Annotated in this window: 10 protein-coding genes; all 10 read left to right on the forward strand. The window is 43.3% G+C overall.

Going from position 1 to position 13,777, the window contains the following annotated elements; all coding sequences use genetic code 11:
• Positions 1-180 precede the first annotated feature (180 nt).
• The 10 genes from I8U21_RS11740 to I8U21_RS11785 all read left to right on the forward strand — a co-directional run bounded on the left by I8U21_RS11740 (position 181) and on the right by I8U21_RS11785 (position 13,589).
• Positions 181-399: a helix-turn-helix domain-containing protein gene (locus I8U21_RS11740; protein ID WP_037993760.1), complete on the forward strand. Its 219-nt coding sequence runs from the start codon at positions 181-183 to the stop codon at positions 397-399.
• Positions 400-682: 283 nt separating this feature from the next.
• A complete protein-coding gene (locus I8U21_RS11745; protein ID WP_370526937.1) occupies positions 683-1,585 on the forward strand; it encodes a restriction endonuclease in 903 nt (300 codons plus the stop codon).
• A gap of 205 nt (positions 1,586-1,790) precedes the next feature.
• Entirely contained in the window at positions 1,791-3,383 is a 1,593-nt protein-coding gene (locus tag I8U21_RS14990) for a restriction endonuclease subunit S (protein ID WP_232337639.1), read from the forward strand.
• A 14-nt stretch (positions 3,384-3,397) separates the two neighbouring features.
• Complete coding sequence (locus I8U21_RS11755) at positions 3,398-4,936, forward strand: class I SAM-dependent DNA methyltransferase (RefSeq protein WP_198053971.1); 1,539 nt, start codon at positions 3,398-3,400, stop codon at positions 4,934-4,936.
• Positions 4,926-6,155, forward strand: coding sequence for a restriction endonuclease subunit S (locus tag I8U21_RS11760; protein ID WP_198053972.1), 1,230 nt, complete (start codon positions 4,926-4,928; stop codon positions 6,153-6,155). The genes I8U21_RS11755 and I8U21_RS11760 overlap by 11 nt, the downstream gene beginning before the upstream one ends.
• An 18-nt stretch (positions 6,156-6,173) precedes the next feature.
• Complete coding sequence (locus tag I8U21_RS11765) at positions 6,174-9,302, forward strand: type I restriction endonuclease subunit R (RefSeq protein WP_198053973.1); 3,129 nt, start codon at positions 6,174-6,176, stop codon at positions 9,300-9,302.
• Between the two features lie 343 nt (positions 9,303-9,645).
• The gene (locus I8U21_RS14995) at positions 9,646-10,038 is read left to right on the forward strand and encodes a DUF3862 domain-containing protein (RefSeq protein WP_232337641.1); all 393 of its coding nucleotides are present in this window, start codon (positions 9,646-9,648) and stop codon (positions 10,036-10,038) included.
• 89 nt (positions 10,039-10,127) lie between these two features.
• A complete protein-coding gene (locus I8U21_RS11775; protein ID WP_198053974.1) occupies positions 10,128-12,218 on the forward strand; it encodes a UvrD-helicase domain-containing protein in 2,091 nt (696 codons plus the stop codon).
• A gap of 256 nt (positions 12,219-12,474) precedes the next feature.
• Positions 12,475-13,227 (forward strand): sigma-70 family RNA polymerase sigma factor, encoded by a 753-nt coding sequence (locus I8U21_RS11780; protein ID WP_198053975.1) that lies wholly within the window; start codon positions 12,475-12,477, stop codon positions 13,225-13,227.
• Positions 13,170-13,589: a sigma-70 family RNA polymerase sigma factor gene (locus I8U21_RS11785; protein WP_198050978.1), complete on the forward strand. Its 420-nt coding sequence runs from the start codon at positions 13,170-13,172 to the stop codon at positions 13,587-13,589. The genes I8U21_RS11780 and I8U21_RS11785 overlap by 58 nt, the downstream gene beginning before the upstream one ends.
• The last annotated feature ends 188 nt before the right edge of the window (positions 13,590-13,777 follow it).

The following is a 13,777-nucleotide window of genomic DNA, read 5'->3' on the forward strand; positions in this document are numbered from 1 at the left end:
CCGTTACAGGGGATGTTGAATATGATGATGGAGAAAAGTGACGCAGCGCTTCGAAAATAACAGGATACGCGCCTAAATAGCGGATAAAAACTCACCATTAGCGGAGCCCCGACATAATATAACTTGACTGGTCCCTGACCCTTGTAAATCAAGTGCTCGAGCAAGGAAGGGTGGCATCATTTGAGTAACCGAAGAGGCAACTCCTTGTTGACCAACCGGGAGAGGGAAGTGTTTGAGCTTTTGGTGCAAGACAAGACAACCAAAGAAATCGCCCAACAACTGTTTATCAGCGAAAAAACCGTTCGTAACCATATCAGCAATGTGATGCAGAAATTAAATGTAAAAGGGCGTTCCCAAGCTGTCGTCGAGTTGGTCCGGTTGGGCGAATTGAAAATTTAATGGGATGATCCCTGCCTTTATGCATGTGGCAGGGGTTTTTGTATGGGAAAATGTTTGTGGAAAAGGGGGACAATCTTTGAAGAGCAAAGAGTGCAACTCTTTTCACGCTAAGTGTTTTATACTCTTTTGGAAAACGGATTTTGCTGGGGAAGTATGAGAACTAACAATAAAAAAGCGGCTTGCCATTACTTGTATAGTTTGCGAGTATAAATGTTAATGACCCTGTATTAATTACTTTTTCTTTTTCAACAACTAAGAACAACATAATGAAGAGGGTGAAGATGTGATCCCGGATTACCAAACATTGATGTTACCTGTTCTAAAATATCTGTCCGACGGAAAAGAGCATACAAAGAAAGACCTTCGGGAAGCGCTGGCAACGGAGTTTAAAATAACTGCCAAAGAAAGAAAACAACTGCTGTCCAGTGGAAGACAACCCGTTTTTGATAATAGAGTCAGTTGGGCATGTACATACCTTAAAAAAGCGAAATTAATTGAAAGCCCTAAACGTGGAGTCATAAAAATTACTCCTGCCGGACGAAAGGTCTTAAAGAGCAATCCAAGTGAAGTCAACAATCAATTTTTATTGCAGTTTGAAGAGTTCAGGGAATTTTTCACAAAAAGAAAAGCAGATCCGGCGGTTGATAAAACACAGACTAAAGAGCTTGTTAAACCCCCGAGAGAAACATTAAGTGAGAGTTATGAACTGATTAGAAAAGCATTGGCTGAAGAGCTGTTAGAACAAGTTATGAAATGTTCCCCGGATTTTTTTGAAGGTCTTGTTGTTAAGTTGTTGGTTGCGATGGGATATGGAGGATCTCTGGCAGAAGCGGGTCAAAGAGTCGGAGGAACAGGTGATGAGGGAATTGATGGTATTATTAAAGAAGATAAACTTGGATTGAGCCAGATCTATATTCAAGCCAAAAGATGGGAAAAACCGGTTGGTAGCCCGGAAATTCAACAGTTTGCCGGGGCCTTGGCGGCTAAAAACGCCGAAAAAGGAGTCTTTATCACTACCTCCAGATTTACTGCCAGCGCGATCAATTTTGCAGAAAAGGTTCCGAAAAACATTGTTTTAATTGACGGGGATGATCTGGCTGAACTGATGATCGACTATAATATAGGGGTATCTGAAGAGGAGCGCTATATTGTTAAACGAATTGACAGCGATTTTTTTGAACAATGATTTAAGAAAAAAACAGGTGGGCCGACTCAAAGGTGTGTGCAAATGACACACCTTTTTTATTTGATATTGACGTGAGAATCACAATACATTAAGGATAAACCGAAATTTAGTAATGTAATACTAAATTTGTTGTTGCAAATATCATGTGAATGGGTATATACTATTCTCAGGTGGAGGGGAACGGTGGAAAAAGGAGGCACAAAACATGGCAACGCTTTTTCATTTCCAAGAACTGCTCAGACAGAGAAATATCATTGACTGCGATCGAATCACTGTTGAGTTATTGCGCATCCACCTGACCCAAAAAGCATATGAACAAAAATACAACCACTTGCAGAATGTAGATGAAGCATCTCTATATGAATTGATGAAAGAAACAACCGAAAAACGGCTCGGTTATTTTCCGGGAGACCCGAGCTGGTTTTATGAGCTTTTTCAGGTCGGTAAAGAGATCGACTTCTTTCAGGCTCTAAAGGAAATATTCCAAAAAGACCGGTCTGGAGTAATGGTCAGCCCTGCCTATCTGGTGGATTATTTTTCGCGATCCTTAATGGACGGGCATATTGAGACGGTATTGATTGCGGAAGCGCATAAACATTTGAATGGTTTGATAGAGCTGATCGAAACCAACTTGGATAAAAACTTTGTCCTGACCGCTGAGAAAAAGTGGTTGGCAGAAGCGTTAAAGTTTCTTTTTGAACACTGCAACCATGTGAAAGTGCTTCAAGTTTCCATCTACAGCCTCTTACCATTGGATCAAGAATTTGACCTGATTATCGCCATACCCGCCTTTGGCTTAAAACCGGAAGTAAACACGGAACGGTTCATGACACGGGAATCGGAAGGGATTGCCGCTGAGAACTTGCTTGACTGGTTGAATGAATTCGGGGAGTTGCAAATTGTTGTCCCTGCAAGATTTACTTTTTCAGGCGGTTCCTTTGCGAAGTTGAGATACTGGATTCTCCAACATTTCAATATAAAGTCAATTTTTACATTGCCTGAGGGATCTCTTCGACCCTATACGGGGATGAAAACATACCTGATCACGATTTCCCATCAAGCGGTGGATTCCATCCAACTGGGAAGCCTTGAACTGAAAAATGGACAATTTCTTCCCCGTATTCAAAAGGAAATTGATCAGGATGAGCTTAAAGAACGGGAAGACTGGCGAATCGAACTTTTGTTGGCAGATGACCAGGAGGATCTCCTGGGTGGACTGGCAGGGCCCAACCGGCAAGTGTTCAAGTTAAAAGAGATCGCCGAACTTTTTCGGGGGAAGTCGATTATGAAAAGCCATATCCAACCCGGGGAAATATCGGTTCTCAATATCTCCAATATCGAAGATGGGGAGATTATCTGGGAAGCGATGGACACGATTAATGAAGAGTACCGGAAAGTAAGGCGTTACGCATTGGAAGAAGGGGATTTGGTGATTACTTGTCGGGGGACGGTCAATAAAGTGGCGGTGGTTCGGGAATTGCCCAAAAAAGTGATCGCTTCTGCGAATATTATCGTAGTTCGGTTTTCGAAAGAAGTGATGAGCGAATATGTAAAAATCTTTTTGGAAAGCCCGGTTGGCACCCAATTGGTGAAAACGTTCCAACGCGGAACCACCGTGATGAATATTAACCCGGCCGATCTGGGCGAGATGGAGATTCCGCTGCCGGATATAGCAGAACAGCGGAAGATTGTCGAAGAGTATCGGAAAGAGCATCAACTCTATTTCGAAACTGTCCGCAAAGCCAAAGAACGATGGGAGAAAAAAAGACAGCAGATTTACGATCAATTATTGGACTGAGGAGGTCTTAACTGATGGCGGTATCCAACAACAACAGCGCCGAATTGGGATTTGAACAACGCCTGTGGAGCATGGCGGACAAACTGAGAAACAACATGGACGCAGCCGAATACAAACACGTGGTGTTGGGCTTGCTGTTCCTGAAGTACATATCCGATGCGTTTGAGGAAGAATACGAACGCTTATCCAAAGATGAATGGGCAGACCCCGAAGATCCCGATGAATACCTTGCAAACAATATCTTCTGGGTTCCTCAAGAAGCCCGCTGGTCTCATATCAAAGCCAACGCCAAAAAACCGGAGATCGGGCAAATCATCGACAATGCGATGGTGGCCATCGAACGGGACAACAAGTCATTAAAAGGTGTGCTTCCCAAAGATTACGCCCGTCCGGAATTAGATAAAACCAAATTGGGCGAGATTATCGACCTATTCTCATTCAAAGTGGGGGACAAAAACAGCCAGGCCCACGATGTGCTGGGACGGGTATATGAGTACTTCCTCAATAACTTTGCCAGTGCCGAAGGAAAAAATGGTGGGCAATTCTACACCCCGCGTACCGTCGTTAAGTTGTTGGTTGAAATGATTCAGCCTTTTAAAGGACGGATCTATGATCCCTGCTGCGGTTCGGGAGGAATGTTCGTCCAAAGCCAGGAGTTTATCAAAGCCCATCAAGGTAAGATCGGGGATGTGGCTGTCTACGGACAAGAATCTAACCCGACCACCTGGCGCCTCTGCAAAATGAATCTGGCCATTCGCGGGATCGACAATAACCTGGGCGAACACCACGCGGATACCTTCCACAACGACCTGCATAAAAACCTGAAAGCGGACTACATCTTGGCCAATCCTCCGTTTAACGTCAGCGACTGGGGTGGTGAGCGCTTAACGGAGGACCTTCGCTGGAAATATGGTGTTCCGCCGGCCAAGAACGCAAACTACGCTTGGATTCAGCATATCGTCTTTAAACTGGCTCCCAGCGGAACGGCTGCCTTCATCTTGGCGAACGGTTCCATGTCCACCAACCAGAGCAGCGAAGCCACCATCCGCAAAAATTTGATTGAGAATGACCTGGTCGAAGCCATCGTCACTCTTCCGGGGCAGCTCTTTTACTCTACCCCAATTCCGGTCTGCGTCTGGGTGATGACCAAAAACAAGGCAGCCAAAAACCAACGCAACCGCAAGGGGGAAATCCTCTTTATCGACGCCCGCAAACTGGGCCACTTGGTGGATCGTGTCCGCAGGGAATTAAGCGATGAAGACATTCAAAAGATTGCCCGGACCTTCCATGCATGGCGTGGGCAAAAAGAAGCGGGAGAGTATGAAGATATCAAGGGATTTTGTAAATCAGCCACTTTGGAGGAAGTAAGAGAGCGTGAGTATATTCTGACTCCGGGGCGGTATGTGGGAATTGAAGAGACGGAAGAAGACGGGGAAGCGTTTGCCGATAAAATGGCGCGATTGACCAGTGAGTTGGCGGAGCAGTTTGCCAAGTCAAGGGAATTGGAAGAGGAGATTAGAAAGAATCTGCGGGGGATTGGGTATGAGTTTTGAGGATTGGAAGGAAGTAGAGTTAGAAGAAGTTATTGAATTTAATCCAAAAGAGTCACTCAAAAAAGGGACTATAGCCAAAAAGGTTTCAATGACAGATTTAGAACCATTTATTCGTAAAATACAAGGATTTACGATAGAAAAAGTTGGTGGTGGTTCTAGGTTTAGGAATGGTGATACTTTACTCGCTCGTATTACTCCTTGTTTAGAAAACGGAAAGACCGCATATGTAGATATCCTTGACACAAATGAAGTTGCTTTCGGCTCAACAGAATTTATTGTAATGAGAGCCAAGCCGAACATTACAGATAATAAGTTTGTTTATTATCTTGCTACTTCTCCATTTTTTAGAGAAATAGCTATAAAATCTATGACCGGTACCTCAGGTAGACAACGTGCCCAAGTTAGTGTTTTAGAAAAGACCACAATGAAAATTCCATCTCTAAATGAACAAAAAAAAATTGCAGAGACTTTCTCTTCCCTCGACGAAAAAATCGAACTCAACAACCAAATCAACAAAAACCTTGAAGAAATGGCACAAGCGATCTTTAAATCCTGGTTTGTCGACTTTGAGCCGTTTCAAGATGGAGAGTTTGTTGAAAGTGAGTTAGGGTTGATTCCTAAGGGGTGGGAAGTTAGAAGTCTGGGTGAGATAACTACATTAATTAAAGATGGTACACATAATCCACCAAAAAGAGTGGAAAAAGGGATACCTTTAATCACTGGAGTTACAATACAAAATGGTTTCATTGATTATCAAAGAATGACTTATATAAAAAAAGAAGACTATGAGAAAATACACAAAAAATATCAACCAGAAGAGGGGGACATATTAATTACTAAAATTGGTACTTTAGGGAAAGTAGCATATGTTAGAAAACAAGATCTACCTGTTGCGATCCATTGTAATAGCGCTCTTATTAGAATAAATAGAGAATATTTAACAAATCTTTACATTTATTTTTTGTTTAAATCTACCGTTTTTCAAACTGAGTTCCATAAAAGAAAACAACAAACGGTACAAGAATTTATTAATCTTAAGCAGATTGCTGATATACCTATATTAGTTCCTAAAAAGAATGTTGTATTAGCGTTTGAACAAATTATAAAACCTATCTTTAAACAAATATCATTATTGTTTAATCAAAACTTACAGCTTGCTAAAATAAGAGACACCCTCCTGCCCAAACTCATGTCCGGTGAGATCCGCGTACCTCTATAAACGAAGGGAGACATCAAGATGAGCAGCTTCAACGAGTATGAGCTTGAACAAGCTTCCCTGGAGTGGTTTCAAGAGTTATCCTACGATGTGAGCTATGGCCCCGAGATTTCCCCTGAAGGCGATTATCCGGAACGGAATGAGTACAGCGAAGTCATTTTGGAAGAGAGACTGCGGGATGCCCTGTCCCGCATCAACTCTCACCTTCCGCCGGCAGCGATCGACGAAGCCGTTCGCAAGATTTCGATTCCGCAAAGTCCCAATCTTCTGATTAACAACCAGGCGTTCCATCAAATGATTACGGACGGAATTGATGTCCAGGTTCAACGGGAAGACGGAAGCTTCAAAACGGAGAAAGTCTGGCCGATCGACTTTAAAGATCCCCACAATAACGACTGGCTGGTCGTCAACCAGTTTACCGTCATCGAAAACGGAGTGGAGAAGCGTCCGGATCTGGTCGTTTTCGTCAACGGGATGCCGCTGGTGGTGATCGAATTAAAAAGTGCTTCCAATGAAGAGACCGACATTACCAAAGCATACAACCAGATTCAGACTTACAAAAAGAAGATTCCATCCCTGTTTACTTACAATGCTTTCTCTGTCATCAGTGACGGGGTGAACGCCCGGGCGGGTTCCCTGACGGCTGACGAAGACCGGTATATGATGTGGCGGACGATCGACGGGGAGGACGTCGCTCCGGACGCCATTCCGCAACTGGAAGTTTTAATCAAGGGAATGTTCGAAAAAGAACGTTTCCTGGATATTTTAAGGCATTTCATCTTTTTCCAAACGGACGGGGAAAATGTCTACAAGATTTTAGCCGGATATCATCAGTATCACGCGACGGTGAAGGCGATTGAGAGCACGATCCGCGCAACTGAGGAACAAGGGGACCGCAAAATTGGGGTGATCTGGCATACCCAGGGTTCCGGGAAAAGTTTGTCCATGGTCTTTTATGCCGGAAAATTGGTTTCTGAGCTGGATAATCCGACGATTGTGGTGATCACTGACCGAAACGACCTCGACGATCAGCTTTTCTCCACCTTCAGCAAGTCGAAGCAGTTGTTGCGCCAAACTCCGAAACAGGCCCATTCCCGCAAAGAACTGCGCGAGCTGCTCAATGTGGAGTCCGGGGGCATCATTTTTACCACGATCCACAAGTTTGCCCCGGAGGAAAAAGGAGATCAGATGCCGGTGCTGACCGACCGCCGCAATGTGGTGGTGATTGCCGATGAGGCGCACCGGAGCCAGTACGGGTTCAGCGCGGAAGTGGTGAAAGGAAAAGACGAGGCCAAGGTCAAGTTCGGTTTCGCCAAATATATGCGGGACGCCTTGCCCAACGCTTCGTACATCGGATTTACCGGCACTCCTGTTGAGTTGGCGGATAAAAACACGCCGGCTGTGTTTGGGGACTACATTGACATTTATGATATGACCCGCGCGGTGGAAGACGGAACCACCGTAAAGATCTACTACGAAAGCCGGATTGCCAAACTCTCCCTGCCGGAGGAAGAGAAACCGAAGATCGATGAGGAGTATGAAGAGATCACCGAACATCAGGAACTGGATGAGAAAGAGAAGCTCAAATCCAAATGGGCCCGGTTGGAAGCTTTAGTCGGGGCGGAAAAGCGGCTGAAGCAAATCGCCAAAGACATCGTGGAGCACTTCGAAACCAGGCAGAAAGCCATGTTCGGTAAAGCCATGATTGTCACCATGTCCAGAAGGATTGCCGTCGATCTCTATAACGAGATCGTCGCGTTAAGACCCAAGTGGCACAGTGACGACCTGGATAAAGGCGTCATTAAGGTGGTGATGACCGGAAATTCGAGCGATGAGGAAAAAATGCATCCTCACCACACCACCAAACAGCAGCGCGAACTTCTCGCCAACCGGATGAAGGACATCCATGATGAGCTCAAGATTGTCATTGTCCGCGATATGTGGCTCACCGGTTTTGACGTTCCCTGTATGCACACGATGTACATTGATAAACCCATGAAAGGACATAACCTGATGCAAGCCATCGCCCGTGTCAACCGTGTGTTTAAAGATAAACCGGGCGGATTGGTGGTCGACTATATCGGGATCGCCGACTCTTTGAAAAAGGCTCTGCAACAGTATACCGAAAATGACCGCAAAACGGCGGGTGTGGATACGGAACTGGCAGTTGACCTCATGCTTGAGAAGTATGACCTGATCCGGGATTTATTTCACGGTCATGACTACAGCAAGTTTAAAAGCGGAAGCCCATCCGAGCGGATGCAAACCATCGTTGCCACCGTCGATTATGTATTGGGGCTCGGCGAAGAAAAGAAAAAACACTTTCTGCAACTGGTTACCGAACTGGCAAAAGCTTATGCCTTGTGCGCAACCACTCCCGAAGCGGAAAAATTGAACTTGGAAATCGGGTTCTTTAAATCGGTGAAAGCCGGGATTATCAAGATGATTCCAGCTTCGGGCAAGAAAAAAACGGCTTCCCAGTTGGATGCTGAGATCAACCAATTGGTATCCAAGTCCATTATCTCTGAAGGCGTGGTGGACATTTTGGGCGCCGTTGGCCTCAATAAACCCAACATCGCCATCTTGTCCGATGAGTTTTTGGCCGAGGTGAAAGGATTAAAACAGAAAAACCTTGCCGTAGAGCTGCTCAAACGATTGTTAAACGGAAAAGTAAAAACCATCGCTAAACGGAATCTGGTTCAATCGAAAAAGTTTTCCGAGATGCTGGAAGAATCGATTATCAAGTATCAAAATCGGACGATTGAATCGACCCAAGTCATCATGGAACTGATTGAGCTGGCAAAAGAGATGAATAAAGCCCACAAGCGGGGCGAGGAAACGGGGTTATCCGATGATGAAGTGGCCTTTTATGATGCTTTGGCCAACAACGAATCGGCAAAAGAAGTCCTGGGAGATGAAGTGTTAAAGCAGATCGCGCGCGATCTCACCGATTCGATTAAAAGAAATATAACGGTGGACTGGAATCTGCGGGAAAGCGTCCGAGCCAAAATGAGGGTAACAGTCAAGAGATTGTTGAAGAAATATGGTTATCCGCCGGACCAACAGAAAAGTGCGGTTGAAATTGTGATGAAACAAGCAGAATTAAGCTGTCAGAACGAGGCGGAAGAATTAGACGAAGAACTGGATTAATTCTTGTAAAGCAATGAAAAAGTGAAAGGGGGGATGACCGAAAACAGCTTAAAGGAATGTTTGCGGTTGGAAGTGCCAGTTCCAACTGCAAATCGAAACCGGATCTGCTGAACCTGCGCCAACAGGATCAGCAGAGTCATAGATGCAGTTTTCCACCGCCAAATGGAAGACTGCACAGATGGAGATCACTCCATAGGTTTTACGCGCAAAGAGATTCGTTTGTGCAACCCCTTCAACCTATGCTTCCTTAAATTAGCCTTTCTCTTATTGTAACGAACTCTTTGCGCTCCCTTCAAGTCAAGTCCGATATTTCATTTCTTTGGGAGGAACAAAAGATGAAAAAATGGATGATTGGATGTGGAGCTCTTGTGGGACTGTTCTTGATGTTGGGAGCATGTCGGCACTCATGTCAAGTGTAGACACAGAAAAAGACAATCTTCAGGCAGATAAAAAAACAATTTCAGAAAAGGCGGACGTGCCAGCAGTGTCAACACCTGAACCAGCGGTGAAAGAAAAAGATGAAGTGACGATGGAAGAATTCAAAAAGATTAAAAACGGGATGACATATGAAGAGGTTGTAAAAATTATCGGTTTTGAGGGAACAGAAATGAGTTCTACTGAAATTGGCGGCATCAAAACCATTATGTACTCTTGGCAAAATGACGACGGTTCGAATATGAATGCGATGTTCCAAAACAACAAATTGAATACAAAGGCGCAGTTTGGTTTGAAGTAACGGATGAAAGAGGTAGGCGGAAGTTAGAAAGCTTCTGCCTTCTACAGATATCGTGACCATTATCTATGATTCTGAAAGGAGAATTTTCTATGCCCATCGTTTCCATTCATAAAACCTTTACCGAGGCAATCGCAGAAGTTCCGCCTCAAGTTCAAAAATTGGCTTGGGATATGATTCATCAGCTTACCCAACACCCGGAAGCTCATGGATTGAATTTTGAACGGGTGAAAGGTGCGATTGATCCCAAAGTCCATTCTGTCCGTGTAAATCAAAAATACCGGGCGATTCTTGTCAAGCCGGAAAAAGAAGATGTGAATTTGTTTGTGTGGATTGATAATCATGATCAGGCATACGAGTGGGCGGAAAAGAAGCGATTTGAGGTTAATAAGGCGACGGGTCTTTTACAAATGTGGACAAGCCCGGGAAGGAACGGTTCAAATACGGTAAAAGGAATATTTTCTGATTATACCGAAAAGCAATTGATTGCCATCGGTGTACCGGAAGAGCTTATTCCGGTTATATACAGTATTCAAACAGCCGATGAGCTGTACAAGTATGCCGATGAAATTCCGGAAGATACGTTTGAACCTCTCTTATGGATCGCCCAGGGTGAGCCGTATCAAGATGTACTTCAGATTGTCACCGAGATCAAGGCAGAACAAAGGAAAGGTCAAGAAAAATCAGATCAACCATTCCTCCAAGCGATGTTAAATACGTCGGGCCAAGTGGCTGTGATTTCTTCCGACACACAGCTGCAAGAAATGTTAAAATACCCTTTTGACCGCTGGCGGTTGTTTTTGCATTCTACTCAAAAAGAATTGGTCGAGAAAGATTTTAGCGGCCCGGTAAAAGTGCTCGGAGGAGCCGGAACCGGCAAAACGGTGGTTGCTTTGCACCGGGCAAGGAAGTTGGTGAGAGATTATTTGCTTCCGGATGAGAAACTTCTCTTTACCACCTTTAACGTTAATATGGCAGCAATCGTACAAGACTACTTAAACACCATGTGTACACCTGAGGAGTTACAAAGAATTGATGTCATTAACATCGACCGGTTGGCCAAAGAAATTGTTGAAACTTATTGCGGTGTACAAATCAACAAAATGATTGAGAGTGACCAAGACCGGGAAGTCATCTGGCGGCAAGTCGGAAGCCGTTTAAACATAGACCCAAGTCAATTGCTGCTCATCAAGAGAGAATATGACCGGTTTATCCAACCCTATGGAATCGAAGTAAAGGAAGAATATTTAAATCTTCTGCGCAAAGGAGGGAAAACGAAAATCAGCAAAAGAGAACGGGAAGAAATATGGAAAGTTGTTGAGCATGTCCGCAGTGAGATGGAGGAAAGAGGCTGGTATGAATATTCGGATATCATTCGCATGGCCCGAAAATGGCTGGAAACGAACCCCGGCCGATTGAGTTACCGTGCGGCCATCGTTGATGAAGCGCAGGATTTTACTGAAGAGTCGTTTAAATTGTTGAGGGCCTTGGTCCCGAAAAACAGAAATGACCTGTTTATTGTGGGAGATCCTCACCAACGCATTTACTCCCGTTTTGCGGTTCTTTCACGTTGCGGAATTGATGTTCGCGGGCAAAGATCCAGACGTTTACGCATTAACTACCGTACCACTGAACAAATTCGAAAACAGGCGATGCAAGTCATCAGACAAATTCCATTTGATGACTTAGACGGAGGGCAAAATTTTGCAGATGATATCTCGCTTTTGTCAGGAACCGAACCCGTCTGCGTAAACTTTGCAAACGTAAACCTTGAGAGGCAGTTCATTCTAAAACAGGTGAAGGAATTATTGAGTGAAGGAATTTTGCCTCATGAGATCGGCCTTTTCGCGAGAACAAAAAAAATGGTTGAGAGGTATCAAAAGTTCCTGGAAGATAATGGAGTTCCCGCCTCGCTCCTCACAACAGAATCTCATTTAAGCAACAAGGGAGTTCATTGCGGCACGATGCACCGAAGCAAGGGGCTCGAATTTCGTGTTGTCTTTCTGGCTGGGGTTAATGAAAAAGTCGTTCCCCTCGATACTTTTACAAAAATTGAAGATGTTGAAGAAAGAGAAGAGAAAATGAGACAAGAGCGCTCTCTCTTGTATGTCGCCAGTACAAGAGCGCGCGAGAAATTGTTTATTACTTCGTATGGAGAACTGTCGCCGTTTTTGAGAAATTAAGATCACAGACCTGGCTCGTTGTTCGAGCCGGGTAACCGTTCCAATATTGTCTCTAAATTTAATTTTTTCTAGAAGAGTTTGATAGATACCCCCATCAGGATTTCCGCTTTATACGTACTTAGAGTAGACAAAAAAGGAATGCCCAGATTGATGGAATATGAGAAGGAAAACAATACGAATCTAGTAAACATGGTTATATATCCGATGTGAAGTAAATTGATTTATGATTGATTTTTTATGAAAGCGGGTCGGGTATATGCGTTTGGATTATATGATGATAAAACAACTCCATTCAGCTTTTTCATCAAGAAAATTCATAAACATGGAAGAAGCCAAAAAAATTATAGCTGGCATTGTTAAGCAAGATGTCGATGAGGAGTTTATTCGGGGTTATCTTAGATCAAAAGGTTGTCAGATCGTAGAAGAGCATATTGTCCCTGTCAAAAATGAAAGATCTAGCAAACTTGATCCTGAAGAAGATTTAGATATTGACGAAATCTTAAGCCTTGAGTTAAAAAGAAGACCTGAAAGTTTTATAGATAATGAATCAGAAGATTACAATAACAACACTGACCTGATTAGCAACTACCAAAAATATCATGAAGACCGGGTGTTCAAAAATCTGATCTTAAGTAATAGACGGCTTGTACAAAAAATTGCTTTGAGATATCAAAACTATGTTAGTCATAAGTTAAGCTATGACGATTTAGTTTCAGAAGGGATTATTGGTTTAATCAAAGCGATTCACAGATTTGATCCTACACGAGGTTACCAGTTTTCCACCTATGCGACATGGTGGATTCGTCAGCATATTACACGTGCAATCATGGATACAGGATTGACGGTAAGGATCCCGGCTCATGCATTTGAGACTGTTTTAAAAATAAAAAGAGCTGAACAAAATACCTTTTTCATAATCCAAAAATTGATGTTGAAGAGATATGTAAACAATTGGGAATCTCGAAAGAGAAGTATGAAGAGTCTAAGAAAATTGAACACCGATTTTTGAATCTTGCTTCTTTAAATGCCCTTGTGTCAGGAGAGGGTGAAAATACCGAACTCATCGAATTTATAGATAACGAACGTATGAGAATTTTAGGATATCAGGTTAATGAGTATACAGACCCGGTATATATGGTCGAAAGTAAATCTGAAAGGGACGAGATTAACAAACTGTTGGAAAAATTATCATCAAAACAAAGAGATATAATAAGACTTCGATTCGGTTTTGAGAATGGTCAAACCAAAACTTTGGAGGAAATTGGACAAATCATGGGTGTCACTCGTGAACGAATCAGACAGATTGAAAAGAAAGCCTTGGAAAGATTGAAAATACTAATCCTGAAACATTATAAAGAGCTAGCATCTTAAAACACAGGGAATGGAGTTGATTTCTTTGATGGATCACAACAAATCAATGATTCAATTTCATTTGTCCAATGTAAAAAAGATAGGTACTCAAAAAACATTTTATTCGTGTTTAAAGGATTTGATCAATCATTTTATAACGATCTCACGATTGAAAAATTATTGTCTTATTCCACTGAAGTTAGCATTCA

The organism is Thermoactinomyces sp. CICC 23799, assembly GCF_016055145.1.
GTDB classification, from domain to species: Bacteria; Bacillota; Bacilli; order Thermoactinomycetales; family Thermoactinomycetaceae; genus Thermoactinomyces; species Thermoactinomyces intermedius.

Coding starts and splice junctions, on each gene's coding strand:
- I8U21_RS11760 (WP_198053972.1), top strand. CDS start 4,926: ATGAGTTTTGAGGATTGGAAGGAAGTAGAGTTAGAAGAAGTTATTGAA.
- I8U21_RS14995 (WP_232337641.1), top strand. CDS start 9,646: ATGGATGATTGGATGTGGAGCTCTTGTGGGACTGTTCTTGATGTTGGG.
- I8U21_RS11765 (WP_198053973.1), top strand. CDS start 6,174: ATGAGCAGCTTCAACGAGTATGAGCTTGAACAAGCTTCCCTGGAGTGG.
- I8U21_RS11780 (WP_198053975.1), top strand. CDS start 12,475: ATGCGTTTGGATTATATGATGATAAAACAACTCCATTCAGCTTTTTCA.
- I8U21_RS11755 (WP_198053971.1), top strand. CDS start 3,398: ATGGCGGTATCCAACAACAACAGCGCCGAATTGGGATTTGAACAACGC.
- I8U21_RS14990 (WP_232337639.1), top strand. CDS start 1,791: ATGGCAACGCTTTTTCATTTCCAAGAACTGCTCAGACAGAGAAATATC.
- I8U21_RS11775 (WP_198053974.1), top strand. CDS start 10,128: ATGCCCATCGTTTCCATTCATAAAACCTTTACCGAGGCAATCGCAGAA.